The sequence below is a fragment of the Variovorax sp. P4_B10 genome (assembly GCF_056402375.1).
In genome coordinates this window covers 59,621-84,364 of record NZ_JBFUHN010000022.1, presented here as the reverse complement: position 1 = coordinate 84,364, position 24,744 = coordinate 59,621, and the positions used below count along the sequence as shown (strand labels likewise).

Here is a 24,744-nt window from a genome sequence, read left to right as displayed (position 1 = left end):
GTCCCCCGCTTCGCTCCTCCTTTATTTCGCTGCGGGGAGCACCCGGTGCCCTGTGCACGATGAGCGCTGCTCTCGTGCTGGCCGATCAACCGCTGCGCTGAGCGATCACGCTGGCGGTGTGCTCTGCGCAGCGCAATAAAGGAGGAGGCCTGCGGCCCTAGGCCGCGCCGGGGGACATTCGCGGAGCAGAGCACACCGTCGGCGTGAGCGCGCCCTGAACAAGGCACCCAGGGCCTAGACAGGCTCTAAGGGGGGAGCGTCAGCCCACGCGTTTTGCCCGCTCTAGCATGGCGTGCAGCAGCACGTTGCAGCCGGCCGTCAGGTGGTCGGGCTGCGCATCCTCGATCTCGTTGTGGCTGATGCCGTCCTTGCAGGGCACGAAGATCATGCCGGCGGGCGCGAGCCGCGCCGCGTAGATCGCGTCGTGGCCGGCGCCCGAGACCACGTCCATGGTCGAGTAGCCGAGCCGCTCGGTTGCGCGGCGTACCGCGTCCACGCAGTCGGGGTGGAAGGGGCAGGGCGGAAAGTACGACACCCGCTCGATCGTCACTTCCAGCCCGGTCTCGCGGCCCGTGCGTTCGACGAAGGCGAGGATCTCGGCGTGCATGCGATCGAGCAGCTCGTCGTTGACGTTGCGCAGGTCGATCGAGAACTTCACCTGCCCCGGGATCACGTTGCGGCTGTTCGGGTGCACCTGCACCATGCCGACCGTGCCGCGTCCATAGGGTTGGTAGCGCAGTGCGATGGCCACCACCTCCTGCATGATCCGTGTCGCCACCTGCATCGCATCGCGGCGCAGGTCCATCGGCGTCGGTCCCGCATGCGCTTCCATGCCGGTGACGACGCAGTCGTACCACGAGAGGCCCAGCACCGCGGGCACCACGCCGATCACCTTGCCCGCATCTTCGAGCACCGGACCCTGCTCGATGTGTGCCTCGAAGTAGGCCCCGATGGGATGGGCCCCCGGCGTCTGGCTGCCGACGTAGCCGATGCGCTCCAGCTCCTCGCGCACCGTCTTGCCTTCGGTGTCCTTCGCCGCATAGGCGTGCTCGAGGCTGAAGGCGCCGCAGAAGACGCCCGAGCCCATCATCACGGGCACGAAGCGCGAGCCTTCCTCGTTGGTCCAGAACGCGACCTCGATCGGCGCCTCGGTGCGGATGCCCCGGTCGTTCAGCGTGCGAACCACTTCCAGCGCGGAGAGCACGCCATAGTTGCCGTCGAACTTGCCGCCGGTCGGCTGCGTGTCGATGTGGCTGCCCGACACAATGGGCGGCAGCGCGGGGTTGGTTCCTTCGCGGCGCATGAAGACATTGCCGATCTTGTCGACCGTGATGCTCAACCCTGCTTCCTTGCCCCATGAAACGACGAGGTCGCGGCCTTCCTTGTCGAGGTCGGTCAAGGCCAGCCGCTTGACGCCGCCCTTGGGGGTGGCGCCGATGCGCGCCAGTTCCATCAGCGAGTTCCACAGGCGCTCGCCGTTGATCGTCAACGTGGCGCTGTCCACAACTGCATTCATGTTCGACTCCTTGGGTGATTCAGTGGCCGGCGCTCAGTCGCGCACGACGGCTGTGGGCGCGTGCTGCTGCTTGAAGCGCTCGAGCGCCGTGAACATCGGCGCGAATGGCGGGCGTTTGAGGTAGCGGCCCGTGCCGGGTTCGGCGCGCAGGTCGCCATCGCGGTAGACCCAGCGCCCGGCGCTCACGGTGTGGCGCGGCACGCCCGTCACTTCGCGGCCTTCGAAGATGTTGAAGTCGCTCTTCGAGTGCTGCGTCTTCACCGACAGGGTCTTCGTGCCCGCCGGGTCCCAGACCACGATGTCTGCATCGGCGCCCGCCTGGATCACGCCCTTGCGCGGGTACAGGTTGAACAGTTGCGCCGCATTGGTGGAGGTGACGCGCACGAACTCCGAGGGCGTGAGCCGGCCGCTGTTGACGCCCGCATCCCACAGCACCGCCATGCGCTCTTCCACACCGCCGCAGCCGTTCGGGATCTTGGTGAAGTCGTTGCGCCCCGCGGCCTTCTGGTCTGCGCAGAAGGTGCAGTGGTCGGTCGCGGTGGTGTGCAGGTTGCCGCCCTGCAGGCCGCGCCACAGCATGGCCTGGTTTTCGCGCGAGCGGAACGGCGGGCTCATCACGTGGGCGGCGGCGCGTGCGAAGTCCGGGTCGCGGTAGGCGCTCTCGTCGACCACCAGGTGGCCCGCGAGCACTTCGCCGTACACGCGCTGGCCGCGCGCGCGGGCGCGGGTGATGGCTTCCAATGCTTCGCCGCACGACACATGCACCACGTAGATCGGCACGCCCAGCACGTCGGCGATGGCGATGGCGCGGTTCGCCGCCTCGGCTTCCACCATCGGCGGGCGCGACAGCGGATGGCCTTCGGGACCGCGGATGCCTTGCGCCAGCAGTTGCTGCTGCAGCATGGCGACCAGCTCGCCGTTCTCGGCATGCACCGTGGGCATGGCGCCGAGTTCCAGCGAGCGCTGGAAGCTCTTCACCAGGATCTCGTCGTCCGCCATGATGGCGTTCTTGTAGGCCATGAAGTGCTTGAAGCTGTTCACGCCATGCTCGCGCACCAGCGTGCCCATGTCGGCGTGCACGCTGTCGTTCCACCAGGTCACGGCCACATGGAAGCTGTAGTCGCCGGCGGACTTCTCGGCCCAGCCGCGCCACATGCGGAATGCGTCCATCAGCGACTGCTGCGGATCGGGAATCACGAAGTCGATGATGCTGGTGGTGCCGCCGGCCAGGCCCGCCGCCGTGCCGCTGAAGAAGTCGTCGGCCGCCACCGTGCCCATGAAGGGCAGCTGCATGTGGGTGTGCGGATCGATGCCGCCGGGCATCACGTAGGCGCCGCCCGCGTCGATGACTTCGGTGTTGCCGGGTACCTGCAGGTCGGTGCCCACCTGGAGGATCTTGTCTCCCTGGCAGAGAACGTCGGCACGGTGCTCGGCATCGGCGTTGACCACCGTGCCGCCGCGAATCAGAACGGTCATGGCGTGTGTTCCTTTTTTCAGCTGGATTTGAGGGGCGTGGCAAGGCCCTGAAGCTGCGGCGCACGCGCCTTCATCAGCCCCAGGTAGACGACGGCCGACAGCAGCACGCCGACGAACCACGCATAGGTGTAGATCACCTTGAAGAACTCGGGCATCGTCGGCACGGCCTGCGGAAAGGCCGCGTTGAGGAAGCCGGGAATGTTGGGCAGCACGCCGACGATGAAGGCGATCACGGCCGCCGTGTTCCAGCCGTTGCGGTAGCTGTACTGCCCGTCTTCGCGGTAGAGCGCGACCACGTCGAGCTCCTTGCGGCGCACGAGGTAGTAGTCGGCAATCAGGATGCCCGCCACCGGGCCCAGCAAGGCCGAGTAGCCGATCAGCCAGGTGAAGATGTAGCCCTGCGTGGTCTCCAGCACCTTCCACGGCATCATCGCGATGGCGATGCCCGCCGTGATGTAGCCGCCCTTGCGGTACGAGATCTTCTCGGGGTTGAGCGCGGAGAAGTCGTAGGCCGGACCGACCAGATTGGCGGCGAGGTTCACGCTCACCGTGTCGATCAGCAGGATGATCAATGCCAGCAGCACCGCCGCCCCGGTCATGCGGCTGGCCAGGTCCACCGGGTCCCACAGCGCCTTGCCGTAGATCACCACCGTGGCCGAAGTGACCATCACCGCCATCATGGCGAGCAGGCCCATCGGCGCGGGCAGGCCGATGACCTGGCCCACCACCTGGTCGCGCTGCGAACGCGAGAAGCGCGTGAAGTCGGGGATGTTCAGCGCCAGCGTGGCCCAGAAGCCGACCATGGCCGTCAGCGAGGGCCAGAACACCGCCCAGAACATGCCGGCCTTCTTGCCGCCCGGCTCGAACTGCGAGGGCTGGTCGAGGATCGGGCCGAGGCCGCCGGCACGCTGCACGGCCCAGTAGAGCAGGGCGATGCAGACGATGATCTTGAGCGGCGCGGTGTAGGTCTCGAGCCGGCGGATCGACTCGATGCCGTGCACCACGAAGTAGAGCTGGATGGCCCAGAAGATCAGGAAGCACACCAGCTGCGCGCCGTTGATGCCCAGCATCGGCAGCTTGTCGCCGCCCATCGGCTGGCCCATGAGCACGCCGACCAGCGTGTAGATCATCTGGCCGCCGAACCAGGTCTGGATGCCGTACCAGCCGCAGGCCACGATGGCGCGCAGGAGGGCCGGCAATCGCGCCCCGCGCGTGCCGAACGAGGCGCGCGCCATCACCGCGTAGGGAATGCCGTATTTCGCGCCCGCATGCCCGATGAGCAGCATCGGGATCAGCACGATGGCGTTGCCGAGGAACACGGTGAGCACCGCCTGCCCCCACGACATGCCGCCTTCGATCAGGCTCGCGGCCAGCGTGTAGGCGGGGATGCACATCACCATGCCGACCCACAGCGCCGCGAAGTGGTACCAGCGCCACGTTCGCTGCGCCAGGGTGGTGGGCGCCAGGTCCTCGTTCCAGAGGTTGGCTGTGGGGGTGCCGCTTTGCGATGGGGTGTTCATGGGGTTTTTCCTGCGTGGGGGCTGGGTGGAGCGCAGGGCAGGCACGATCCGTGCCGGCCCGAAGGATCAGTGCGGGCTGCGCTCGGCGACGCGCAACGGGTTGTTCGGATGCGTGGTCCAGTTGGCGTAGTGGCCGGCGACGGGATGGCCGGTGCGCGTGTCCATCTCGCCGGGCTCCAGGGTGCGCATCGTGAGTGCGCCGGGCACCGGGCAGATCGACACGCACAGGTTGCAGCCCACGCACTCTTCTTCCTTCACCTCGAAGAAGCGCTTGCCGTCCCTGGTGGCGGTGATGGCCTGGTGCGAGGTGTCTTCGCAGACTACGTGGCAGCGGCCGCATTGAATGCAGAGGTCCTGGTGGATCACGGCCTTGTCGACGTGGTTCAGGTTGAGCTGCTGCCAGTCGGTGATGCTGCCGACCGCGCGGCCGCGCATCTGCGCGAGGGTCTCGTAGCCCTTCTGGTCCATGAAGTTCGAGAGGCCGTCGCAGAGGTCCTGCACGATCTTGAAGCCGTAGACCATCGCGGCGGTGCACACCTGCACCGAGCCGCTGCCGAGCGCGATGAACTCCGCCGCATCGCGCCAGGTCGAGACGCCGCCGATGCCCGAGATGGGCAGGTTCGCGGTCAGCGGATCGCGCGCGATCTCGGCCACCATGTGCAGCGCGATCGGCTTGGCGCCGGGGCCGCAGTAGCCGCCGTGCGAGCCCTTGCCGTCGGTGTGAGGGAACATGGCCATCGCGTCCAGGTCCACGCCCATGATCGAGTTGATGGTGTTGATCAGGCTCACCGCATCGGCGCCGCCTTTCTGCGCCGCGCGCGCGGCGGGCCGGATGTCGGCGACGTTGGGCGTGAGCTTCACGATCACCGGCAGCTTCGAGTAGTGCTTGCACCACTCCGCCACCATCTGGATGTACGCGGGCACCTGGCCCACGGCCGCGCCCATGCCGCGCTCGCTCATGCCGTGCGGGCAGCCGAAGTTCAGTTCCAGGCCGTCGCAGCCGGTGTCCTCGACCATCGGCAGGATGTTCTTCCATGCCTCTTCGGTGCAAGGCACCATCACCGAGGCCACCAGCGCACGATCGGGCCAGTTGCGCTTGACGCGCGTCATCTCCTCGAGGTTGGTGCGCAGCGGGCGGTCGGAGATCAGCTCGATGTTGTTGAAGCCGGTCACGCGCCGGTCGGCCGCATAGGAAACGGCGTAGCGCGGGCCGTGCACGTTGACCACGTTCGGGTCTTCGCCCACGGTCTTCCAGACCACGCCGCCCCAGCCGGCCTCGAAGGCGCGCACGACGTTGATCTCCTTGTCGGTCGGCGGCGCGGAGGCCAGCCAGAAGGGGTTGGGGCTGCGGATGCCCACGAAGTCGATGCTCAGGTCTGCCATGTGAATTGCTCCTGTCGCGGCTTGGCGCGTACGGATGGATGTGTGGGGGGAGAGGGAGGGAAGGGAGGGATTCGTGCCCGCGTCAGGCGCCGCGCAGGTGCCGGTCGATCGACAGCGCGGCCTGCTTGCCGTCTTCCACCGCTTCGACGGTCAGGTCGCGCCCGCCGAAGCGCGCGTCGCCGCCGGCCCAGACCCTGGGCCGCGAGCTGCGGCATTCCGCATCGGTGCGGATGCGGCCGCCCTGCAGGTGCACGCCGCTGTCTTCCAGCGCCGTCGCGACGAAGCTCTGGCCGATGGCGCAGAGCACCAGGTCGGCCTGCAGGGCCAGGCGCTCGCCGGTCTCGGCCAGCTTGCCGTCCACCAGCGCGGTGCGTGCGAAGTCGATGCCGTGCAGCGCCTCGCCCTCGACGCGCAGGGCCTTCGGCGCGGCCCAGTGGATGATGCGCACGCCGTTGTCCCTGGCCCAGCGCTGTTCGTCGGGCGATGCGCCCATGGCCTCGGTGCCGCGGCGGTAGACGATGCTCACGTCCTCCGCGCCCAGCTTGCGCGACTGCACGGCCGCATCCACCGCGGTCATGCCGCCGCCGATCACCACCACATGCCGGCCGATGGCCACATCGGCGGGCGACGCGGCCTGGCGCAGCTCGGCGATGAAGTCGACCGCATCGCGCACGCCGGCATGCTCGCCGAGGCCCAGCGTGTTGACGCCGGCGAGGCCGAGGCCGAGGAACACGGCGTCGTAGCCGGCGGCGAGCGCGTCGAGATGCAGCTCGCGGCCGAGCGCGTGGTTGCAGCGCACCTCGATGCCGCCGACCGACAGCAGCCACTCGATCTCGCGCTGCGCGAAGCCGTTCACCGTCTTGTAGCTCGCAAGGCCGTATTCGTTGAGCCCGCCGAGCTTGGGGCGTGCATCGAACAACGTCACCTGGTGGCCCAGCACTGCAAGCCGGTGCGCGCAGGCCAGGCCCGCGGGGCCTGCGCCGACGACGGCCACGCGCCGGCCCGTGTCGGCCGCGCGCACGAACAGCGGCGCGCCGGGACTGTCGAAGAAGGCATCGGTCGCATGGCGCTGCAGCAGGCCGATCTCGACCGGCTTGCTCTCGTTGCTGTTGCGCACGCAGGCCTGTTCGCACAGCACCTCGGTCGGGCAGACGCGGGCGCACATGCCGCCCAGCGGGTTCTCTTCGAGGATGGTGCGTGCCGCGCCGCGCAGGTTGCCGTCGGCAATGCGGCGGATGAAGGTCGGGATGTCGATGCCCGTGGGGCAGGCCGTCTGGCACGGCGCGTCGAAGCAGTAGTAGCAGCGCTCGGCCTCGATGTTGGCCTGCACCACGTTCAGCGGCGGGTGGGCGTCGCAGAAATTCTTCACGTACTGCTCGGGGGGGAGGCGGCCCGCGCGCACGTCGGCTGCAAGGTGTGCGGTGGGGACGACGGGATTCATCGTGCTGCTCATGGGCGTTCAAGCTCCAGGGTCGTGGTGGGGATCCGTTGGCGACACGAGGGAGCGAGCCCTCATGAAGTTTGACCAAATGGTCGAATGTCGCGATGATTCAGCAAACGAGGGGTGCCGCCCATACACAGTTGGAACGGCAAGCGAGAAAGTGTTTGCCGCTGCGGCCCATGCCGTCTGCTGCGCTGGCCAGCACGGTTCCTGCGGACAAACCCTGACTTTCGACCGTCGCGCGTTTCGAAAGGAGACCACAGTGATGCAGAGTTCACGCAACGCCCCGGTGCTGTTCGCGCCGGGGCCGACCGGTGCCGGATGGCTGCAGGGCCTGATGGGCGAGATGGACGACGCCGGTCCCGGGCTCGGGCTGGCGCAGCGCCTGGTGGTGGGGGTCGAATTGCGCGTCAGCGACGGGCGCCTCGCGCCCGGCACCAAGATGCCCTCGGTGCGCGCGCTGGCCGGCAAGCTGGGCATCAGCACCTTCACGGTCACCGAGTCGTACAGCGCCTTGCGCGCGCGTTCGGTGCTGGCCTCGCGGCCGGGCAGCGGCTACTACGTGCTGCATCGGCCGGCGCGTGCGGCGGACGATGCGGCACCGCCGGCGTCCGAAGCGTGCGCAGACCACGACAGGCTGCCGCCCGCCGAATACCGCGGCGACGAACTGGTGCGCGAGGCCATGCGGCGCGTGGCCCGTGCCGCGCCCGACTGGGACGGCGGCGCAAGGCCCGGTTTCGGGCTGCTGCGGCTGCGCGAGCTGATCGCCGCACGCCACCGGGCCGAACTGCCCGCGCTGGGCTCTCCGCAGGTGATGACCGCCGCCGGGAGTCTCGGCGCTGCGATGTGCCTGCTGCAGGCATGGACCGAACCCGGCGATGCCGTGCTGATCGAGTCGCCCGCGTCGCGCCAGCTGCGCAGCCTGATCCGCACGCTGGGCCGGCGCATGCTGGAGGTTCCGCGGCGCGGCGGATGCCTCGATATCGGCGCGCTCGACGAGCAGGCCGCCCTGCTGCCCGCGGCGAGCAAGCGGCGGCTGTTGTTCGTGTCCACGGCCGTCTCCAATCCGCTGGGCGTCTGCATGACGCCGCAAGGCGCCCATCAGGCGCTGCAGGCTGCCGAGCGGCACGACCTGCGGGTCGTCGAGCTGGACGCCTGGCGCGGGCTCTCTCCGCTGCAGGCGCCCAGCCTTGCGGCCATGGACGGCCTGCAGCGCGTGGCCCAGGTCGGCAGCGTGTCGACCGCGCTGTCGGCCCGCCTCCGGCTCGCGCATGTGCTGCTGCCGCAGCGCTGGGTCGACGACCCCGCGCTGCGGTGCCTGCACACCGCGCTCGGCCCGAGCGAATTCGAGGAGCGCGTGGCTTGCGAGGTGCTGGCCGATGCCGGCCATCCGCGCTTCCTGCAGCGGCTCAGCACGTCCCTGAAGATCGCCGGCGAGCGCACCCTGTCGCTGCTGACCGGCGCCGGCCTGCAGGCGCTGTGCGTGCCCGATGGCGGCCCCTTCCTGTGCGCCGGCTGGCCGGCCGGCAGCGAGCCGCGGCCCTCGATCGATGCGGTGCTGCAGGAGGCGCGCAAGCAGGGCCTGCCGCTCACCGCGGCCGTGGATTTCGGCACGGCGCCGCAGCCCTTTGCGTGGTTCCGCTTCAACGTCGCGCAGTGCGGCGACGAGCGGCTTGTGCGCTTCCTGGCGCGGATGAGGAATCCATGAGCGCAGTGCCGCGCCCCCCGGCGGTGAAACGCCAGGCCCGCCGCTTGAACCTGGAGAGCGCCATCCTCGCCGTCGCGCAGGAGCGCTTTGCGCTGCAGGGCTATGGCGGCGTGTCGGTCGACGACATCGCGGCCGATACGGGCATCTCCAAGCAGAGCCTGCTGTATTACTTTCCCTCGAAGAAGGCGCTGTACCGGCGCGTCTTCAACGACGTGCTCGATTCGTGGCTGTCGAATCTCGACAGCCTCGCGGATGCGAACCTCGACCCGCATGCGGCGCTGGAGCGCTACGTCACGCAGAAGCTGAAGTTCTCGTACGACCACCCCTCGGGCTCGCGCCTGTTCGCGCAGGAGATCATCTCGCAGGCGCCGCAATGCGCCGACGACATCGAAGCCAAGCTGGTGCCTGCGTTCCGTGCCGAGGCGGCCGTGCTGCAGCGCTGGATGGCGAACGGCGACATCGACCCGCTGCCGGTGCCGCACCTGCTGTTCACGCTGTGGGCGATGACCCAGACCTACGCTGACTTCGCCTGGCAGATGCGGATGCTGCTCGGCAAGAAGGCGTTGGAACCGGCGGACTTCGACCAGGCCCGCGAGACGATCGTCCGGATGCTCGAAGGCGCCCTGGGGCTGTCGCGGCCCGCTACCTCTGCCGTGGTGGCAAGCCCGCCATGGAGCGGCTGAGCGCCTGAGCGCCGGCCCTGCGGGCCGCGTTCAGCGTGCCGGATCGGCCGGCGCTTCCCACGCAAACCCGACCCCGTACACCGAACGGATCCAGTCGTGCGAAGGCGTCACCGTGCCGAGCTTGCGCCGCAGGTTCTTGACGTGGCTGTCGATGGCGCGCTCCGTCACGTCCACCGTGTCGTCGTACGCGAGCTCCAGGAGCCGCGCACGCGAAAAGATGCGGCCCGGGTGCCGCGACAGCACCTGCAGCAGGCCGAACTCGCGGCGCGTGAGGTTGAGCGGCGTGCCTTCGAGCGAGGCGCGCCAGTGCACGTCGTCGAGCACGAGGCCCGGCGCGTCTTCCCGGGGGGCTTGCCCCGGCGCGTTGCCCGGGGTGGTGCGCCGCAGCACGGCACGCACGCGCGCGACCAGCTCGCGCGGCGAGAAGGGCTTGCACACATAGTCGTCGGCGCCGAGTTCGAGGCCGAGCAGGCGGTCGACTTCCTCGATGCGTGCGGTCAGCATGATGATCGGATGGGCCGTGTGTTCGCGCGCGCGGCGCAGCACCTCGATGCCGTCGAGCCGCGGCAGCATGATGTCGAGCAGCGTCAGGTCGGGCGGCGACGCGATGATGCTTTCGAGTGCGCTCTGTCCGTCGGTGAAATGCTCGGTTTCGTAGCCGGTGTGGCGCAGGTAGTCCTGCACCACCGAGGCGATGTCGATCTCGTCTTCGACGATGACGATGCGTGTCATGTGGATGCCGCCAGCGGAAGGGTGATGGTCATGCGCAGCCCGCCGAGCGGCGACGCAGCGGCCTCGATGCTGCCGCCATGCGCCTCGATGGTCGCGCGGCAGATCGACAGGCCGAGGCCGGAGCCGCCGAGGGCGCGGCTGCGCGAGGTTTCGCCGCGGAACAGCCGGTCGAAGAGCCGCGGCAGTTCGTCCTCGGGCACGCCCGGCGCGCTGTCGTCGAACAGCAGCGTGAGGCAGTTGCCCGTCCACGCCCCCTCGACCGTAGCGTCGATGCGCAGCTCGCCGCCGGCATCGGTGTAGGCCAGCGTGTTCTCGATCAGGTTCATGAAGACCTGGTGCAGCCGGTGCGCGTCGCCGTCGATCACCGGTTGTGCGGATGCCGCGACGAGGTCGATCGCACGCCGGTCGACCGCGATGCCGCGCTGGGCGAAGCGGTCGCGCGTGTGGTCGAGCGCCTCCTTCAGCAGCGAGAGGGGGAACACCGCGGTCGTGAGCAGGTCGCTTTGCGGCTCGCGCATGCTGCTGCGCAGGTCGTCGACCAGCTGGCCGAGCCGGATCACCTGCCGGTGCATCCGCAGCGCGGTGCGTTCGTCGAAGGTGCGCACGCCGTCCTGCAGCGCCTCGATCTCGGCGCGCATCGCCGCCAGCGGCGTGCGCAGCTCGTGCGCCGCATCGGCCAGCCAGGCGCGCCGCGAGGCCTCGACCGTGTCGAGGCGCTGCGCCATGTCGTTGAAGGTCTTGCCGAGCAACGCGAGCTCGTCCGAGCCATGGACGGCCACGCGTGTGGAAAGCCGTCCGCGCGCCACGTCCTGGGCCGCCTGCGTCAGCTCGTCGATGGGCTTGAACCAGCGGCGCGCCAGCAGCCACGAGAGCGCCAGCGCGAAGGCGAGGCCGCACATGCCGGTCAGGGCGATCACGCCGGACTGGCGCGCAAGGAATGCACGATCGGCCTCGCTTTCGAGGCCTTGCATGGGGGCGAGCGCCAGGTAGCCGATGACGGAGCGTCCGCGCCGGATCGGCGTGCGCGCGGCGTTCTCCAGGTCGATGGTGGCGCCGACCACCGGCGCACCCTGGGCGTCGAGCACGGCCAGGCGCCGGTAGATCGAGTCCGGCGCGCCGCGCGGGTCGGGAAAGAACCAGGGCGGCGGCGGCACTGCAAACCGCCTGGGCAGGAGGTCGAGCTGCGGCGAGGGCGACGAGGAAGGCGCAGGCGCGGGCGGCGAGCCGTTCTCGGGGTCGCCCTCGGGCCTGGCGGGGCCCTCCGTGCGGCGCTCGTACCAGGGGGGCAGCCGCCGGTCGTCGGGGCTGGCCGCACCGTCGAGCACGACAGCCAGCTGCCCCATCTGGAGGCGATGCCAGGCGTCTTCGTTGTCGCGCAGCTTCTTCCAGTCGCCGTTGGCGACGTAGTGCTTCAGCAGGAGCTGGGAAAGCCAGTCCATGCGCCGGATCTCGATCTCGGCGACGTAGGCGCCGAGGCCCCGCTGCAGCGCAATGATCGAGAAGCCCACGAAACTGAGCAGCAGCACGATCAGCAAGGCGGCCAGCGCCAGGAAGATCTTCCGGGAGAGGGTCAGACGCGGCATGGACTCGGGGGAGACATGGCCGCATTCTGCGACATGCGTTCGGGGCAGGCGGGCGTCATAGGCAAGCGGCCGATCATGGCGGCCAAATGGGGAGGAAATTGGGAGGAATTGGGTGGAATCTGGGGGGCGCTTCTCCCACATTTCTCCCGATTCAAAACGCACGATGCGTGCCATGAACCCGGCCACGCATCGTCCTCCCAACAAAGTCCTTCACACCTTGGCGGCCACCGCGCTCGCCTGGGCCAGTCCGGGGCATTGCGCGCCCGCGGCATCCCCTGGGCTGTGGGCGGAGGTATGGTCTGGTCCGGACATCGACGCGCTGCTGATGTTGCTGACGGCGCTTTTCTGGGTGGTCACCCATGTGTGGGCGCTGCTGGTCGTCTGGGCGGAGGCGCGCGCCACCCGGCCTGCCGAGGCCGACACCGAGCCGCGGAAGGAAAACCCATGACCGGCCACTCGCAGGCGCCGGAAGGCGTCGCTCGCACGAAAGCCCTGGTGCCGCCGCGCACGGCAAGCTGAACGGTGCAGATCACGATGCCCTCTCACAGCGAAACCGCCTGGACGCACCCCGTTGCGGGACCGACGACGCCCGCCAGGCTCCCGCTGGTGCCGTGCCTCATGGGCTTTCTGGCTTTCGGCGGGCTCGCGCTCGGCGCCTTTATCGCGGCGCGCGACGGATGCGCCGAACGCTGTCCTTCCGAAGCCCGCAGCTCGAGCCTCTCGACCCTGGCGCCGATCATGCGCACCGGCCAAGGCACCTCGCCCGATGCCGCGGGGGAAGGCGTCGGGTGCAAGGGTCCAACTCAGGTGGGCCGCTCCGCGAAGCTGAAGCCCACGCCGTAGATCGAGCGGATCCAGCCGTGCGAGGGCGACACGGCCGCGAGCTTCTTCCGGAGGTTCTTGATGTGCCCGTCGACCGCGCGCTCGTTGACGTCGAGCGCCTCGGGAAATGCGGCCTCGAGCAGCTTCGACCGCGTGAACACGCGTCCCGGGTCGCGCGACAGCGCGCGCAGCAACAGCAGCTCGCGGCGGGTGAGGTCGAGGGCGTGCCCCTCCAGGCTCGCGCCCCCGCGTTTGTCCCCGAAGGCCACGGAAGGGGACGGGGCCGCCGAAGCGCCATCGCGCTGCGCATGGCGGCGCAGCACCGTGTGGACGCGCGCCACCACCTCCCTCGGGGAGAAAGGCTTGCAGACATAGTCGTCGGCGCCGAGGTCGAGCCCGCGCAGACGGTCGACTTCGCGCGAGCGCGCCGTCAGCATGATGATCGGATGGTCGCTGTGCGAGCGCACCTTCTGGAGCACCTGCAGGCCGTCGATCTGCGGCAGCACCACATCGAGCAGGGTGAGCGCCGGCGGCGAACTCAGGATGTGGTCCAGCGCCGCCGCGCCGTCCCCGATGTGCTCGACCACATGGCCGGCGTTGTGCAGGTGGTCCAGCAGCACCGACGCGATGTCGCGTCCGTCTTCGACCAGCAGGATGCGGCTCATGGGCTTGCTCTGCGGGTCAGAAGGATGTTCCGATCTGGAACTGGAAGCGCTGCGTGCGGTCCGCCGCGATGCCGTTGGCGGTGTCCGCCTTCTGGTAGGCCAGCGGCACGGCATAGGCCAGGCGCAGCGGGCCCAGCGGCGAGATCCAGCTGATGCCCAGGCCCGCCGAGGCGCGGATGCGGTTCTGGGCCTTCCATTGCGCGTCGGTCATGCTCGCCGTGCGGTCGGCGAACACGTTGCCCGCATCGAGGAAGGTGTAGAGCCGCAGCGACCGGTCGTTGCCGGCGCCGGGGAAGGGCGTGCTGAACTCCATGTTGAAGATCGCCTTGCGCGTGCCGCCGAGCGAACCGCCCGTGACCGCGTCGACCGGCCCCAGCGAGTTCTGCTCGAAGCCGCGGATGGAGCCGAGCCCGCCGGCGTAGAAATTCTTGAAGATCGGGAAGGTGCTGCCGCCCAGGGCCTTCGCATAGCCGAGCTGGCTGTTGATGGCCAGCGTGTACTGCTTCGACAGCGCGAAGTACTGCTGGTACTGGTAGTCGGTCTTCAGGTAGCGCAGCTCGCTGCCCACGCCCACTTCGAGGTTCGCGCGCTGCAGGCGGCCGCTGGTCGGCACCAGCGCGCTGTCGCGGTCGTCGCGCGACCAGCCCACCGTGGCGGGAATGCCCACGACGCTGCTGTTCGCGCACACCACGCTCGGCGCGGTGCCCGTGCACTTGAAGTAGTCGAGGTAGGCCTGCGGCGTGCCGGTGTAGACGTAGGAGCCGTTGACCAGCGTGTACGCGCCGTTGGTGCCGGGCGTGAACGAATAGCGTTCGACGCCGATGCCGAGGTAGACGGTGTCCAGCTCGCCCACCGGCAGGCCGAAGCGCACCGAGCCGCCGTCGCTCGCGAGCTTGTAGTTGCCGTCGGCCTCGTAGTAGGGCCGCGTGGTGGTGTGGAACACGTTGAGCGTGCGCGAGATGCCGTCCTTCGTGAAGTACGGATCGGTGGCGGTGAGCGAGATCGAGCGGTTGTACGAGCTGGTGTTGACCTGCAGCCCGAGGTAGTTGCCGGAGCCGAACACGTTCTCCTGCGTGATGCCGAAGGTGAGCGAGACCTTGTCGGTCGACGAGTAGCCGGCGCCGAGCTGCAGCGAGCCGGTGGGCTTCTCGGTCACGTTGACCGCGAGGTCGATCTGGTCGTTGGTGCCGGGCACTTCGGCGGTGTCGACAGTCACCTCGGTGAAGAAGCCGAGCCGGTCGACGCGGTCGCGCGAGAGCCTGATCTTGTTGCCGTCGTACCAGGCGCCTTCGTATTGTCGGAACTCGCGGCGGATCACTTCGTCGCGCGTTCTCGCGTTGCCGCCGATGTTCAGGCGCCGCACGTAGACGCGTCGCGCAGGTTCTGCCTTCAGCACCATCACGACGCGGTTGTTCGTGCGGTCGATTTCCGGCTCGGCCTTCACGCGCGCGAACGCATAGCCGAAGGTGCCGAAGTAGTCGGTGAAGGCCTTGGTGGTGGCCGCCACGTCCTCGCCGTTGTAGGGCGCGCCGGGGTGGATCGTGACGAGGGTCTTGAACTCGTCCTCGCGCCCGAGATAGTTGCCATCGAGCCTGACGCCGGCCACCGCGAATTTTTCGCCTTCGCTGATGTTGATCGTGACGTCGAGCGCCTGCCGGTCCGGCGAGATGGCGACCTGCGTGGAGTCGACGCGGAACTCGAGGTAGCCGCGAGTGATGTAGTAGGAGCGCAGTGCTTCGATGTCGGCGTTGAGCTTGCTGCGCGAATACTGGTTCGACTTGGTGTACCAGGCGAGCCAGCCGCCGCTGTCCTGGTCGAACAGGTCGAGCAGCGTGCGCTCGCCGTAGGCCCTGTTGCCGATCACGCGCACGCTCTTGATGCGCGCCGACTCGCCTTCGGTGACGGTGAGCGTGAGGTTGACGCGGTTGCGTTCGAGCGGCGTGACGGTGGTGACGACCTGGGCGTTGTAGAGGCTGCGGCTGATGTACTGCCGCTTGAGCTCCTGCTCGGCGCGGTCGGTCAGCGCCTTGTCGTAGGGGCGGCCTTCGGCGAGGCCCACTTCGCGCAGTGCCTTCTGGAGCGCGGCCTTGTCGAATTCCTTGGTGCCGACGAAGTCGACGTCGGCGACCGAAGGGCGTTCTTCCACGATGACCACGAGCACGCTGCCGTCGACGTCGATGCGCACGTCCTTGAACAGGCCGAGCTCGAACAGCGAGCGGATGGCGGCGCTGCCGCGGTCGTCGCTGTAGGTGTCTCCGGCCTTGATGCCGAGGGTCGAGAAGACGGTGCCGGGCTCGACGCGCTGCAGGCCTTCGAGCCGGATGTCCTTGACGGTGAACGGGTCGGCAGCCCATGCCGGAGCGGCGGCCATCGAAGTGAACAGTGCAGCGATGGCCGCGAGGGACTTGGGAGATCTCATCTCCGCATGGTCCCTGCCAATGTCGGAGAAATATGGGACTCCCTCCGGGCTTCGGGGGCGTGCGATGCAAAGCGTTATTGCWGGCCCATGGCGCTCATGACGGGCCATCGCATGGCGGGTTGCTGTTCGCTTCGTTCGCGGCGGCAGTTCTGAAGATGGGTTTCGATGGACATGTCGCCCTGGATGTCGAGCAGGCGCTGCACGGTGCGGTCGATGGCGTCGGCATCGAGCAGCGGATAGGTGCGCGCGGTGCGCCCGTTGTTGCGCACCAGCCGTGCGATGTAGGGCAGGTCTTGCTGCGTGATGACGGCCGCGGGCATGACGCCTTCGAGCTCGACGCCTTCGCAGGGCAGCAGGACGAAGTACTGCAGGCGCAGGTCGTCGGGCAGCAGGCTGCGCAGCTGCGTTGTCTTGCGGCCGCCTTGCCATGCGGGGTCTTTCACTTCGCGCGCCCTCGTGCAGCCGTCGAGGCGCAGGAACCAGCGGGGTGGGGCCTGGTCCGATTTCTTTCTGTAGACGAAGGCGTTGCGCCAGGCCTTGATCTCGAACAGGTAGACACCGGTCTCGCACACGATCACGGCGTCGATTCTTGCGGTGCGGACCGCGCATCCCTCGGGCATGGGAATGATCAGGTTGCGAAGAATGCGCAGGTGGGAAAAGGCAGGGCTGAATGCGCTGGCGAGCTGCTGCACGCCCAGCGATGCGGCGACGGTGCTTTGCAAAACAATGGTCATGTCGTACTCCTTCGGAGCGGTGAGCATTGCTTGGCTTTTGGGAGACTTTTAGTACGTGCTCGCAAGTGCGTGCCTGCAGGGGGAGCGCCCCGTATGAGGCAAAACCTTCATCACCGGACCCCGAACAACAGGGCCGCAAACACAACGAGTGCACGCAAAACAACATTCAGTGCAAAGCACGCACCGTCCACCAGATTCCTCCAATTTTGAAAGTGACCATCCGTCCAGCTGCTCGATGAAGAGCTGCTGAAAACCCGGAGAAACCTGAATGAAGAAATCCCTCACGGCACTCGCCGCGCTGGCCGTCACCGGCCTGGCTTCTGCCCAATCGTCCGTCACTCTGTTCGGCGTCATCGATGCTGGTGTGAGCTACCAATCGGCCACCTCGCGCAACGCGACCACCGGCGCCACCAGCAAGCAGAGCCAATGGAGTCTTGCCAACTCCGGCTACAACTCCAGCCGCATCGGCTTCCGCGGCACGGAAGACCTGGGCGGCGGGCTCGCTGCCAGCTTCTGGCTCGAAGCACCGATCACCAACGATGACGGTGCAACCGGTGTCTCGACCTTCAATCGCCGTTCCACCGTCAGCCTCTCCGGTGGCTTCGGCGAACTGCGGCTGGGCCGCGACTACACGGCCACCTTCTGGAACGACACCGTGTTCGATCCGTTCGGCACCAACGGCTCGGGCGCCAGCGTGATCAACACGGTGAGCGGCAGCACCGGTATCGGCAACTCGAACTATGTGCGCGCAAGCAACATGGTCGGCTACTTCCTGCCGCCGAACCTCGGTGGCTTCTATGGCCAGGTCCAGTACAGCCTGAACGAGAACACCAAGACCAGCGCCACCGACACCACCGCCGCGACCAGCAGCAGTGCCGGCCGCTATGTCGGCGGCCGATTCGGCTATGCCAACGGGCCGCTCGACGTGGCGTTGTCGATGGGCCAGAACGTTGCCGTCGACACCACCACGCTCACGCGCAAGGTCCAGACCATCAATCTCGGTGCATCCTACGACTTCGGTCCGGTCAAGCTGTTCGGCGAACTCTCGAACGTGAAGAACAAGTTCGAACTCGCCGCCGGCGACAGCCGCAACAGCTACAACGGCTACCTCATCGGCGCGAGCATGCCGGTGGGTGCGGGCGTGATCCGCGCGTCGTACTCCACCGTGCGCTACGACGAAGGCGCCACCGGCATCACCGGCGAAGACCCGCGCGCGAACAAGTTCGCGATCGGCTACGTGCACAACCTCTCGAAGCGCACCGCGCTCTATGCCACCGTCGCGCGCGTGAACAACCGCAACGACGCGGCCTACACCGGCAGCCTGACCGCCGCGAGCACCACGGGCTATGGCAGCACCGGCGTGGGCTACACGGGCCTGCCGCGTTCGTCGACCGGCTACGACTTCGGCATCCGCCACGCGTTCTGACACGGCATCCGGCCGGTGCGGCAGGGCGCTCGTCTTGCCGCACAGGACCGGCCGATCAAGCTGTGAGTTGCTTCAAGAAAAAATGATCCGAATCCATCACCTCGCGGGCGTGCTGGCGGCTGCCAGCCTGTCGGGCTGCATCGTGCTTCCGCCGCCCATGCCCTACGGTCCGCCGCCGGGTTTTCGCGGCGAGAGACCGCCGCCGCCGATGTCTTTCGACCCGCGCAGACCGCCCACGGCACCCTGGGACGTCTGCGACGGACAGGCCGAGGGCGCGCGACCCGCGTTGCCCGGTCCGCGCGCGGATGCCTTGTCGGGCACCTGCGAGCGCGGTGCTTCGGGCGCGCTGGAATTCCGTGCGCCCGCGCCGCGTTGAAGAGGTATTGCACACATGTATTCCGGCAACCTCGGACTGATCATCGCCATTGCCATCCTGCTCGGGCTTGCCGGCGTGCTGGCCATGATGGGCGCTCTGCTGGTCTCGAACCTCAGGGCGGGGGCACAAGCCCGCGGCATTGCGGAGCAGGCCAAAAACGATGCGCGGCAGAAGATGCTGGCGAGCAGCGTCCAGGACCTGCGGCCGCTTCTCGGCGCCACGCCGGATTCCGCCGGCATCCGTTTCGACATCCAGCTTCCCTCGGAGGCGGTGCCGGTCTTTGCCATCCGGGCGGAGCTGTGCGAACTGCTTTCCAAGGTCACGGCGCATGCGGCAAGCGTGATGTCCGCGGGCGCGACCCTGCAGGTCCGTGCGCGGGTGGAAGGCACGCATGCGGTCGTTCATTGGCGTGACCTCGACGCCGCGGACGTGCGGCCGCCGCTGGCAAGATTCTTTGACGCGCTCGACGCCGCCTCGCAGGCCAGCGCGCGGGTTTGCGAGCGCATCGCCGGCCGCCATGGTGGCCGCATCTATTCGGCGCCGGATGCCGGCGGCGTGCTGGGCCTGACGCTGCGGCTGCCGCTGTGCGAGGGTGGCATCGGGCCCTGAAGGACTTGAGGCCCAGCAGGGTGGAACTCCGCGGCATACTCGCGGTCCCACGGTGCCGCCGCCTTCCTTCCCGATGCTCCACGTGCGATCCATTGCCCCATCGACCCTTCTCCGTGCGCTTGCTGCAAGCGCCGTCTTCGCTGCCGGCACGCTGCATGCGCAGGCCCTGCCGCCGGGCGTGCGGCTCGGCATGACGGCCGATGAATTGCAGGCGGCATTGCCGGCCGCGGAGCGCGTGCAGCGCCCGCAGCGGCTGACCGGCGGCTTGCTGGGCAGCTGGCGCGCTGCGCCGGTCGAGATGGCGGGGCTGTCGTTCGAGCCGACCTTCTTCTTCGTGGCCTCGGAACTGCGGCGCGTCGAATTCGTGGCAACCGCGCAGGCCGTGCCCGACAGCGGCGCGGCGGCATTCGGTCGACTGGTGCAGTGGGGGCGCGGCGTGTTCGGCAACGAACTGGCGTCGCGCGATCCGGGCAGCGCCTATGCCGCGTGGACGAGCGGCGATGCCGATGTGTACGTGCAGCAGGTCAGCGACCCGCGCCGTGCGAGCGTGCGCCTCGTCTACAAGGCGCGGCAGCTCAGGGACGGCAGCGAACTCTGAGTTTCGTTTCGGCAGGCCCCGTCAGGCGGCCGTGAGCATGCCGCGCTGCTCGATGAAAGCCACCACCTCGGCCACGCCCGTGTGGGTCTTGAGGTTGGTCATCACGTAGGGCCGCTGGCGGCGCATGCGCTGCGTGTCCTGCTCCATCACGTCGAGATTGGCGCCCACGTAGGGTGCGAGATCGGTCTTGTTGATCACGAACAGGTCGCTCTTCGTGATGCCGGGGCCGCCCTTGCGCGGGATCTTCTCGCCGGCCGCCACGTCGATCACGTAGATCGTGAGGTCCGACAGCTCGGGGCTGAAGGTGGCCGCAAGGTTGTCGCCGCCCGATTCGACGAACACGATGTCGGCATCCGGAAAGTCCTCGAGCATGCGGTCGATGGCTTCGAGGTTGATCGAGGCGTCCTCGCGGATCGCGGTGTGCGGGCAGCCGCCGGTTTCCACGCCCATGATGCGTTCGGCAGGCAGCGCACCGGCCACGGTCAGCAGGCGCTGGTCTTCCTTGGTGTAGATGTCGTTGGTGATCGCGACCAGGTCGTACTTGTCGCGCATCGCCTTGCAGAGCATTTCGAGCAGCGTGGTCTTGCCCGATCCGACCGGGCCGCCGATGCCCACGCGCAGCGGGGGAAGTCTCTTGGTGCGGTTGGGAATGTGGTGCAGGGCGGAGGTCATGGGCGTTGTCCGGTTCGGTCAGCTTCGAAAGAGGCGCGAGTATTGTGTTTCATGGCGTGCCGACAACACAGCCAACAGGGGTGCAAAAGCCTGGCGCTCATCGTCGCCGAGGCGCATCGCGTGGGCGACCGCGGCAGGGATTTCGCGCGCCAGCCTCGCCAGGATGCGCTGGCCCGCGCTCTGGCCCAGCGGCACGGCCTTGACGGCTGCGGCCACCATGTTTTCGGCCCAGCCGAAGGCGAAGGCCAGGCAGCCGTCGTGCACCGTGGCGCCGGTGCGGCTCAGGGCGAAGGCGAAGGCCACGGGGTAGCTCGCAGGCAGGTCCGCGAAGACCTCGGCTGTGTCCGTGTGGTGCAGCTTGAGCCACTCGACGAAGGAGCGGCCCATCTGCTCGGTCTGCAGGAAGAATTCGGCCGACTCGCGCGTGGCCATGACCCAGTCGTTGAGCGCGCGGATGCGCGGCGCATCGCCCGCGCGCCAGGCGGCGATGGCCTGCGCCACCAGCGCGAGGTCGCCGCGCGCGAAGCTCAGGTGCAGTTGGTCGGCGAGCCACTCGGCGGCCTTGGGCTCCGAATCGATACCGGCCCATTCCACCGCTGCCTCGACGCCTTCCGAATACGAGAAGCCACCCACCGGCAAGGCGGGGGAGGCCAGCCAGATGAGCTGCAGCAGACTGTGGGCGCCGGGTGTGTCGGCCGGGTCGGGCATGTCAGCTTTCTACCGTGCGTTGTGTTGGGGGGCGTGTGTTCGGGGCGCGTGCACAGGCCACCGGGTACTCCCCTCCGCGAATGTCCCCCGCTTCGCTCCTCCTTTATTTCGCTGCGGGGAGCACCCGGTGCCCTGCGCACGATGGACGCAGCGCTTGTGCGAGCCGATCAACCAGTGCTCTGAGCGATCACGCCGATGGTGTGCTCTGCGCAGCGAAATAAAGGAGGAGGCATGCGGCCCTAGGCCGCGCCGGGGGACATTCGCGGAGCAGAGCACACCGTCGGCGTGAGCGCGCCCCGAATGACCCCTACCGCATCGAACCGAAAAGCAAGATTTCATTTCAGTGCGAGTGACCGTGCGAATGCTCATGGTCGTCGAGCAGTTCCGGTGCGAGCACGAGTGGCTTCGGGCTTTTGCTCTTGCCATGGTCGTGCGCGTGGCCGTGGCTGTGGCCACCGCCGCGCGAATGCTCGTGCGATCCATAGGCGCCGCCCTCGGGCTCGAAGGCTTCTTCCACCGCGACCACGATCAGGTGCATCGAGCGCAGCATGTCGGCCAGCACATGGTCGGGCTCGATCTTCAGGTGGTCGGGCTTGAGCTCGATCGGCACATGCCGGTTGCCGAGGTGGTAGGCCGCGCGCGTCAGGTCGAACGGCGTGCCGTGGGCCGTGCAATGCGTGATGCGCAGCACCGGCTGCGGCGCCGCGATGACGCGGATCAGCGAGCCGTCCTCGGCCACCAGCACGTCGCCCCCGCGCACGGCGGTGCCGCGCGGCAGGAAGATGCCTATCTGCCGGCCTTGCGAGTCGGTGGCGTCGAAGCGGCTTTTCTGGCGGACGTCCCAGTCGAGTTCGATGGTGGCGGCGCGTTTGAGCAGCACGGGCGCAAGCCCGCGGCCCTGGGGCATGAGTTTGTTGGCGGTGAGCATGGTGCGATAGAGCGCCTGCGGCGCTGGATGACAGGATGAATACCTTCGAGGATACGCAGCCTGTCAAGCGGGCGCTTGACCCCGCTTCAAAACAGGAAATACCGCTGCGCCATCGGCAGCAGCTTCGCCGGCTCGCAGGTCAGCAGATGCCCGTCCGCACGCACCGCATAGGTCTGCGCATCGATCTCCATCTTCGGCGTGTAGCCGTTGTGGATCAGGTCCTTCTTGCGCACGTTGCGGATGTTCTTCACCGCGCTGAGGTTCTTGGCTAAACCGTAGCGTTCCTTGATGCCCGAGGCCAGGCCGGCCTGCGAGACGAAGGTCAGCGAACTCTTTGCCAACGAGCCGCCGTACGCCCCGAACATCGGCCGGAAATGCACCGGCTGCGGTGTCGGGATCGATGCGTTCGGGTCGCCCATTGCGGCCATCGCGATGGTGCCGCCCTTGAGGATGGTGAAAGGCTTCACGCCGAAGAAGGCCGGCTTCCAGATCACGATGTCGGCCCACTTGCCGACTTCGAGCGAGCCGACCTCGTGCGCGATGCCGTGCGCGATGGCCGGGTTGATCGTGTACTTGGCGATGTAGCGCCTGGCGCGGAAGTTGTCGTTGCGCTCGCTGTCTTCCGGCAGCGTGCCGCGCTGCAGCTTCATCTTGTGCGCGGTCTGCCAAGTGCGGATGATCACCTCGCCGACGCGGCCCATGGCCTGGCTGTCGGAGCTGAACATGCTGATCGCGCCGAGGTCGTGCAGCACGTCTTCGGCGGCGATGGTTTCCTTGCGGATGCGCGACTCGGCGAAGGCCAGGTCTTCGGCGATGCCGGCGTCGAGGTGGTGGCACACCATGAGCATGTCGACGTGCTCGTCGAGCGTGTTCACGGTGTAGGGCATCGTGGGGTTGGTGGAGGAGGGCAGGAAGTTGGCCTCGCCCACCACGCGCAGGATGTCGGGCGCATGCCCGCCGCCTGCGCCTTCGGTGTGGAAGGCGCAGATCGCGCGGCCGCCCACGGCAGCGATGGTGTTTTCGACAAAGCCCGATTCGTTGAGCGTGTCGCTGTGGATCGCCACCTGGGTGTCGGTGGCATCGGCCACGTCGAGGCAGTTGCTGATGGCCGCGGGCGTGGTGCCCCAGTCTTCATGCAGCTTGAGGCCCATGACGCCGGCCTCGATCTGCTCGTGCAGCGCGTCCGGCAGGCTCGCATTGCCCTTGCCGAGGAAGCCCAGGTTCATGGGGAACGCGTCGGCCGCCTGCAGCATGCGCTCGATGTGCCAGGGGCCGGGCGTGGCCGTGGTCGCGAAGGTGCCGGTGGCGGGGCCGGTGCCGCCGCCGAGCATGGTGGTGATGCCGGAAGACAGCGCCTCCTCGATCTGCTGCGGGCAGATGAAGTGGATGTGGCTGTCGATGCCGCCGGCGGTGACGATGTTGCCTTCGCAGCTGATGATCTCGGTGCCCGGGCCGATGACGATGTCGACGCCCGGCTGCACGTCGGGGTTGCCGGCCTTGCCGATGGCGGCGATGCGGCCGTCCTTCAGGCCGATGTCGGCCTTCACGATGCCCCAGTGGTCGAGGATCAGTGCGTTGGTCAGCACGGTGTCGACGGCGCCCTGCGCGCGGGTGCGTTGCGATTGCGCCATGCCGTCGCGGATCGTCTTGCCGCCACCAAACTTCACTTCTTCGCCGTAGCCGCCGGCGCGCAGCGTGTAGTCGGCTTCGACCTCGATCAGCAAGTCGGTGTCTGCGAGACGAACCCGGTCGCCCACGGTGGGGCCGAAGATTTCTGCATAGGCGCGTCGCCCGATGGTGGCCATGTTTTAGAGCTTTCCTTGAACCAGGCCGCGAAAGCCGTAGACGATGCGATCGCCCGAGAAGTCGACCAGCTCGACCGTGCGCTGCTGGCCCGGCTCGAAGCGCACCGCGGCGCCCGAGGCGATGTTCAGGCGCATGCCGCGCGCCGCTTCGCGGTCGAAGCCGAGCGCGCCGTTGGTCTCGGCGAAGTGATAGTGCGAGCCGACCTGGATCGGCCGGTCGGCCGTGTTCTGCACCACCAGCGTGAGGGTGCGGCGGCCGGGGTTGAGCGTGTGGTCGCCGTCGTCGGTGAGGAGTTCGCCGGGGATCATGGCGGCCCTCTCAGATGGCCTGTGCCAGCAGCGTCGCACCCAGGCCGACGACCGCAGCGCCAGCCAGGCGCGGCAGCCAGGCATTGGCATGGCGCAGGGCCCAGCCGAACGCCATGCCTGCGAGGTGCAGCAGCACGGTGGCGCCGACCATGCCGGCCAGCGTGAGCGCGGCACCTTCTTCGCTGGCAAGTTCATGGCCGTGGGCCACGCCGTGGAAGATGGCGAACACGCCGACCACGGCCATGGTGGCAGCCGCCGGCAGGTGAGCGCGCGTGGCCACCAGCAGGCCCAGCACCAGCAGCGAGGCCGCGATCATCGGCTCGACGGCCGGCAGCTGCACGCCGGCAAGCCCCATCAGCGCACCCGCGAGCAGCATGCCGGCGAAGGCCAGCGGCGCCCACAGCAGGTCGGGCCAGGCGCGGCGCGCGGCCAGCGCGCTCCAGAAGCCGACCGCGACCATGGCGGCGAGGTGGTCGGCGCCGGTCAGCGGATGCAGGAAGCCGGTGGCGAAGCCGTGGTGCACGCCGCCGTCGACGCCGGTGTGGGCGCCGGCCGCGAGCGGCAGCAGGAGGGCGAGCAGGGCAAGGGTCTTGGAAGCGGTGTGGCGCATGACGGTTCTTTTTGTGAGGCG

24 protein-coding genes are annotated in these 24,744 nt (G+C 68.3%); 8 read left to right on the top strand and 16 right to left on the bottom strand.

Going from position 1 to position 24,744, the window contains the following annotated elements; all coding sequences use genetic code 11:
* Window positions 1-259: 259 nt before the first annotated feature.
* The 5 genes from AC1DXX_RS12975 to AC1DXX_RS12955 all read right to left on the bottom strand — a co-directional run bounded on the left by AC1DXX_RS12975 (window position 260) and on the right by AC1DXX_RS12955 (window position 7,336).
* Window positions 260-1,516: a Zn-dependent hydrolase gene (locus AC1DXX_RS12975; RefSeq protein WP_478134611.1), complete on the bottom strand. Its 1,257-nt coding sequence runs from the start codon at window positions 1,514-1,516 to the stop codon at window positions 260-262.
* 33 nt (window positions 1,517-1,549) lie between these two features.
* Window positions 1,550-2,992 (bottom strand): dihydropyrimidinase, encoded by a 1,443-nt coding sequence (gene hydA / locus AC1DXX_RS12970; RefSeq protein ID WP_478134610.1) that lies wholly within the window; start codon window positions 2,990-2,992, stop codon window positions 1,550-1,552.
* Window positions 2,993-3,009: 17 nt separating this feature from the next.
* On the bottom strand, window positions 3,010-4,512 hold the full coding sequence (locus AC1DXX_RS12965) for an NCS1 family nucleobase:cation symporter-1 (RefSeq protein WP_478134609.1): 1,503 nt from the start codon (window positions 4,510-4,512) through the stop codon (window positions 3,010-3,012).
* 66 nt (window positions 4,513-4,578) lie between these two features.
* Complete coding sequence (gene preA / locus AC1DXX_RS12960; protein WP_478134608.1) at window positions 4,579-5,895, bottom strand: NAD-dependent dihydropyrimidine dehydrogenase subunit PreA; 1,317 nt, start codon at window positions 5,893-5,895, stop codon at window positions 4,579-4,581.
* An 82-nt stretch (window positions 5,896-5,977) separates the two neighbouring features.
* Window positions 5,978-7,336: an NAD(P)-dependent oxidoreductase gene (locus tag AC1DXX_RS12955; protein WP_478134607.1), complete on the bottom strand. Its 1,359-nt coding sequence runs from the start codon at window positions 7,334-7,336 to the stop codon at window positions 5,978-5,980.
* A 265-nt stretch (window positions 7,337-7,601) separates the two neighbouring features.
* Here AC1DXX_RS12955 and AC1DXX_RS12950 point away from each other — a divergent pair, with 265 nt between their 5' ends.
* A complete protein-coding gene (locus AC1DXX_RS12950; protein WP_478134606.1) occupies window positions 7,602-9,044 on the top strand; it encodes an aminotransferase-like domain-containing protein in 1,443 nt (480 codons plus the stop codon).
* On the top strand, window positions 9,041-9,727 hold the full coding sequence (locus tag AC1DXX_RS12945; protein WP_478134605.1) for a TetR family transcriptional regulator C-terminal domain-containing protein: 687 nt from the start codon (window positions 9,041-9,043) through the stop codon (window positions 9,725-9,727). Before AC1DXX_RS12950 ends, AC1DXX_RS12945 begins: the two co-directional genes overlap by 4 nt.
* 30 nt (window positions 9,728-9,757) lie before the next feature.
* On the opposite strand, the gene AC1DXX_RS12940 is transcribed toward AC1DXX_RS12945, so the two are convergent.
* On the bottom strand, window positions 9,758-10,459 hold the full coding sequence (locus AC1DXX_RS12940) for a response regulator (protein WP_478134604.1): 702 nt from the start codon (window positions 10,457-10,459) through the stop codon (window positions 9,758-9,760).
* Entirely contained in the window at window positions 10,456-12,042 is a 1,587-nt protein-coding gene (locus AC1DXX_RS12935; protein WP_478134603.1) for an ATP-binding protein, read from the bottom strand. The genes AC1DXX_RS12940 and AC1DXX_RS12935 overlap by 4 nt, the downstream gene beginning before the upstream one ends.
* A 172-nt stretch (window positions 12,043-12,214) precedes the next feature.
* On the opposite strand from AC1DXX_RS12935, the gene AC1DXX_RS12930 reads away from it, so the two are divergent.
* A complete protein-coding gene (locus AC1DXX_RS12930; RefSeq protein ID WP_478134602.1) occupies window positions 12,215-12,490 on the top strand; it encodes a hypothetical protein in 276 nt (91 codons plus the stop codon).
* Between the two features lie 86 nt (window positions 12,491-12,576).
* A complete protein-coding gene (locus tag AC1DXX_RS12925; RefSeq protein ID WP_478134601.1) occupies window positions 12,577-12,885 on the top strand; it encodes a hypothetical protein in 309 nt (102 codons plus the stop codon).
* Here AC1DXX_RS12925 and AC1DXX_RS12920 read toward each other — a convergent pair.
* From AC1DXX_RS12920 to AC1DXX_RS12910, 3 genes are all read right to left on the bottom strand, one after another.
* Window positions 12,846-13,529, bottom strand: a complete 684-nt coding sequence (locus tag AC1DXX_RS12920) for a response regulator (protein WP_478134600.1) — start codon at window positions 13,527-13,529, stop codon at window positions 12,846-12,848. The two genes, AC1DXX_RS12925 and AC1DXX_RS12920, sit on opposite strands and share 40 nt — an antisense overlap.
* Window positions 13,530-13,545: 16 nt before the next feature.
* A complete protein-coding gene (gene bamA / locus AC1DXX_RS12915) occupies window positions 13,546-15,948 on the bottom strand; it encodes an outer membrane protein assembly factor BamA (RefSeq protein WP_478134599.1) in 2,403 nt (800 codons plus the stop codon).
* Between the two features lie 74 nt (window positions 15,949-16,022).
* On the bottom strand, window positions 16,023-16,682 hold the full coding sequence (locus AC1DXX_RS12910) for a nuclease-related domain-containing protein (protein ID WP_478134598.1): 660 nt from the start codon (window positions 16,680-16,682) through the stop codon (window positions 16,023-16,025).
* Window positions 16,683-16,950: 268 nt separating this feature from the next.
* Here AC1DXX_RS12910 and AC1DXX_RS12905 point away from each other — a divergent pair, with 268 nt between their 5' ends.
* The 4 genes from AC1DXX_RS12905 (at window position 16,951) to AC1DXX_RS12890 (ending at window position 19,691) form a co-directional block, all read left to right on the top strand.
* Window positions 16,951-18,108: a porin gene (locus AC1DXX_RS12905; protein WP_478134597.1), complete on the top strand. Its 1,158-nt coding sequence runs from the start codon at window positions 16,951-16,953 to the stop codon at window positions 18,106-18,108.
* A gap of 82 nt (window positions 18,109-18,190) precedes the next feature.
* Window positions 18,191-18,484: a hypothetical protein gene (locus AC1DXX_RS12900; RefSeq protein WP_478134596.1), complete on the top strand. Its 294-nt coding sequence runs from the start codon at window positions 18,191-18,193 to the stop codon at window positions 18,482-18,484.
* A 15-nt stretch (window positions 18,485-18,499) separates the two neighbouring features.
* The gene (locus AC1DXX_RS12895) at window positions 18,500-19,093 is read left to right on the top strand and encodes an ATP-binding protein (RefSeq protein ID WP_478134595.1); all 594 of its coding nucleotides are present in this window, start codon (window positions 18,500-18,502) and stop codon (window positions 19,091-19,093) included.
* A 73-nt stretch (window positions 19,094-19,166) separates the two neighbouring features.
* The gene (locus tag AC1DXX_RS12890; RefSeq protein WP_478134594.1) at window positions 19,167-19,691 is read left to right on the top strand and encodes a hypothetical protein; all 525 of its coding nucleotides are present in this window, start codon (window positions 19,167-19,169) and stop codon (window positions 19,689-19,691) included.
* Between the two features lie 21 nt (window positions 19,692-19,712).
* On the opposite strand, the gene ureG is transcribed toward AC1DXX_RS12890, so the two are convergent.
* The 6 genes from ureG to AC1DXX_RS12860 all read right to left on the bottom strand — a co-directional run bounded on the left by ureG (window position 19,713) and on the right by AC1DXX_RS12860 (window position 24,723).
* Window positions 19,713-20,363: an urease accessory protein UreG gene (gene ureG, locus AC1DXX_RS12885; protein ID WP_478134593.1), complete on the bottom strand. Its 651-nt coding sequence runs from the start codon at window positions 20,361-20,363 to the stop codon at window positions 19,713-19,715.
* Between the two features lie 18 nt (window positions 20,364-20,381).
* A complete protein-coding gene (locus AC1DXX_RS12880; RefSeq protein ID WP_478134592.1) occupies window positions 20,382-21,071 on the bottom strand; it encodes an urease accessory protein UreF in 690 nt (229 codons plus the stop codon).
* A 340-nt stretch (window positions 21,072-21,411) separates the two neighbouring features.
* The gene (gene ureE, locus AC1DXX_RS12875) at window positions 21,412-21,999 is read right to left on the bottom strand and encodes an urease accessory protein UreE (RefSeq protein WP_478134591.1); all 588 of its coding nucleotides are present in this window, start codon (window positions 21,997-21,999) and stop codon (window positions 21,412-21,414) included.
* A gap of 86 nt (window positions 22,000-22,085) precedes the next feature.
* On the bottom strand, window positions 22,086-23,804 hold the full coding sequence (gene ureC, locus AC1DXX_RS12870) for an urease subunit alpha (protein WP_478134590.1): 1,719 nt from the start codon (window positions 23,802-23,804) through the stop codon (window positions 22,086-22,088).
* Window positions 23,805-23,807: 3 nt separating this feature from the next.
* On the bottom strand, window positions 23,808-24,113 hold the full coding sequence (locus AC1DXX_RS12865) for an urease subunit beta (protein WP_176659352.1): 306 nt from the start codon (window positions 24,111-24,113) through the stop codon (window positions 23,808-23,810).
* Between the two features lie 10 nt (window positions 24,114-24,123).
* Entirely contained in the window at window positions 24,124-24,723 is a 600-nt protein-coding gene (locus tag AC1DXX_RS12860; RefSeq protein ID WP_478134589.1) for a HupE/UreJ family protein, read from the bottom strand.
* Between the last annotated feature and the right edge of the window lie 21 nt (window positions 24,724-24,744).

What these genes read in the sequence shown, in the direction of transcription:
- ureG (WP_478134593.1), bottom strand. Translation starts at nt 20,363, where the DNA reads ATGACCTCCGCCCTGCACCACATTCCCAACCGCACCAAGAGACTTCCC.
- AC1DXX_RS12935 (WP_478134603.1), bottom strand. Translation starts at nt 12,042, where the DNA reads ATGCCGCGTCTGACCCTCTCCCGGAAGATCTTCCTGGCGCTGGCCGCC.
- AC1DXX_RS12925 (WP_478134601.1), top strand. Translation starts at nt 12,577, where the DNA reads ATGCCCTCTCACAGCGAAACCGCCTGGACGCACCCCGTTGCGGGACCG.
- AC1DXX_RS12880 (WP_478134592.1), bottom strand. Translation starts at nt 21,071, where the DNA reads ATGCCCGACCCGGCCGACACACCCGGCGCCCACAGTCTGCTGCAGCTC.
- AC1DXX_RS12900 (WP_478134596.1), top strand. Translation starts at nt 18,191, where the DNA reads ATGATCCGAATCCATCACCTCGCGGGCGTGCTGGCGGCTGCCAGCCTG.
- AC1DXX_RS12860 (WP_478134589.1), bottom strand. Translation starts at nt 24,723, where the DNA reads ATGCGCCACACCGCTTCCAAGACCCTTGCCCTGCTCGCCCTCCTGCTG.
- AC1DXX_RS12930 (WP_478134602.1), top strand. Translation starts at nt 12,215, where the DNA reads ATGAACCCGGCCACGCATCGTCCTCCCAACAAAGTCCTTCACACCTTG.
- AC1DXX_RS12895 (WP_478134595.1), top strand. Translation starts at nt 18,500, where the DNA reads ATGTATTCCGGCAACCTCGGACTGATCATCGCCATTGCCATCCTGCTC.
- AC1DXX_RS12955 (WP_478134607.1), bottom strand. Translation starts at nt 7,336, where the DNA reads ATGAATCCCGTCGTCCCCACCGCACACCTTGCAGCCGACGTGCGCGCG.
- ureE (WP_478134591.1), bottom strand. Translation starts at nt 21,999, where the DNA reads ATGCTCACCGCCAACAAACTCATGCCCCAGGGCCGCGGGCTTGCGCCC.
- AC1DXX_RS12950 (WP_478134606.1), top strand. Translation starts at nt 7,602, where the DNA reads ATGCAGAGTTCACGCAACGCCCCGGTGCTGTTCGCGCCGGGGCCGACC.
- AC1DXX_RS12975 (WP_478134611.1), bottom strand. Translation starts at nt 1,516, where the DNA reads ATGAATGCAGTTGTGGACAGCGCCACGTTGACGATCAACGGCGAGCGC.
- AC1DXX_RS12905 (WP_478134597.1), top strand. Translation starts at nt 16,951, where the DNA reads ATGAAGAAATCCCTCACGGCACTCGCCGCGCTGGCCGTCACCGGCCTG.
- AC1DXX_RS12945 (WP_478134605.1), top strand. Translation starts at nt 9,041, where the DNA reads ATGAGCGCAGTGCCGCGCCCCCCGGCGGTGAAACGCCAGGCCCGCCGC.
- AC1DXX_RS12920 (WP_478134600.1), bottom strand. Translation starts at nt 13,529, where the DNA reads ATGAGCCGCATCCTGCTGGTCGAAGACGGACGCGACATCGCGTCGGTG.
- AC1DXX_RS12865 (WP_176659352.1), bottom strand. Translation starts at nt 24,113, where the DNA reads ATGATCCCCGGCGAACTCCTCACCGACGACGGCGACCACACGCTCAAC.
- bamA (WP_478134599.1), bottom strand. Translation starts at nt 15,948, where the DNA reads ATGAGATCTCCCAAGTCCCTCGCGGCCATCGCTGCACTGTTCACTTCG.
- hydA (WP_478134610.1), bottom strand. Translation starts at nt 2,992, where the DNA reads ATGACCGTTCTGATTCGCGGCGGCACGGTGGTCAACGCCGATGCCGAG.
- AC1DXX_RS12965 (WP_478134609.1), bottom strand. Translation starts at nt 4,512, where the DNA reads ATGAACACCCCATCGCAAAGCGGCACCCCCACAGCCAACCTCTGGAAC.
- AC1DXX_RS12940 (WP_478134604.1), bottom strand. Translation starts at nt 10,459, where the DNA reads ATGACACGCATCGTCATCGTCGAAGACGAGATCGACATCGCCTCGGTG.
- preA (WP_478134608.1), bottom strand. Translation starts at nt 5,895, where the DNA reads ATGGCAGACCTGAGCATCGACTTCGTGGGCATCCGCAGCCCCAACCCC.
- ureC (WP_478134590.1), bottom strand. Translation starts at nt 23,804, where the DNA reads ATGGCCACCATCGGGCGACGCGCCTATGCAGAAATCTTCGGCCCCACC.
- AC1DXX_RS12890 (WP_478134594.1), top strand. Translation starts at nt 19,167, where the DNA reads ATGCTCCACGTGCGATCCATTGCCCCATCGACCCTTCTCCGTGCGCTT.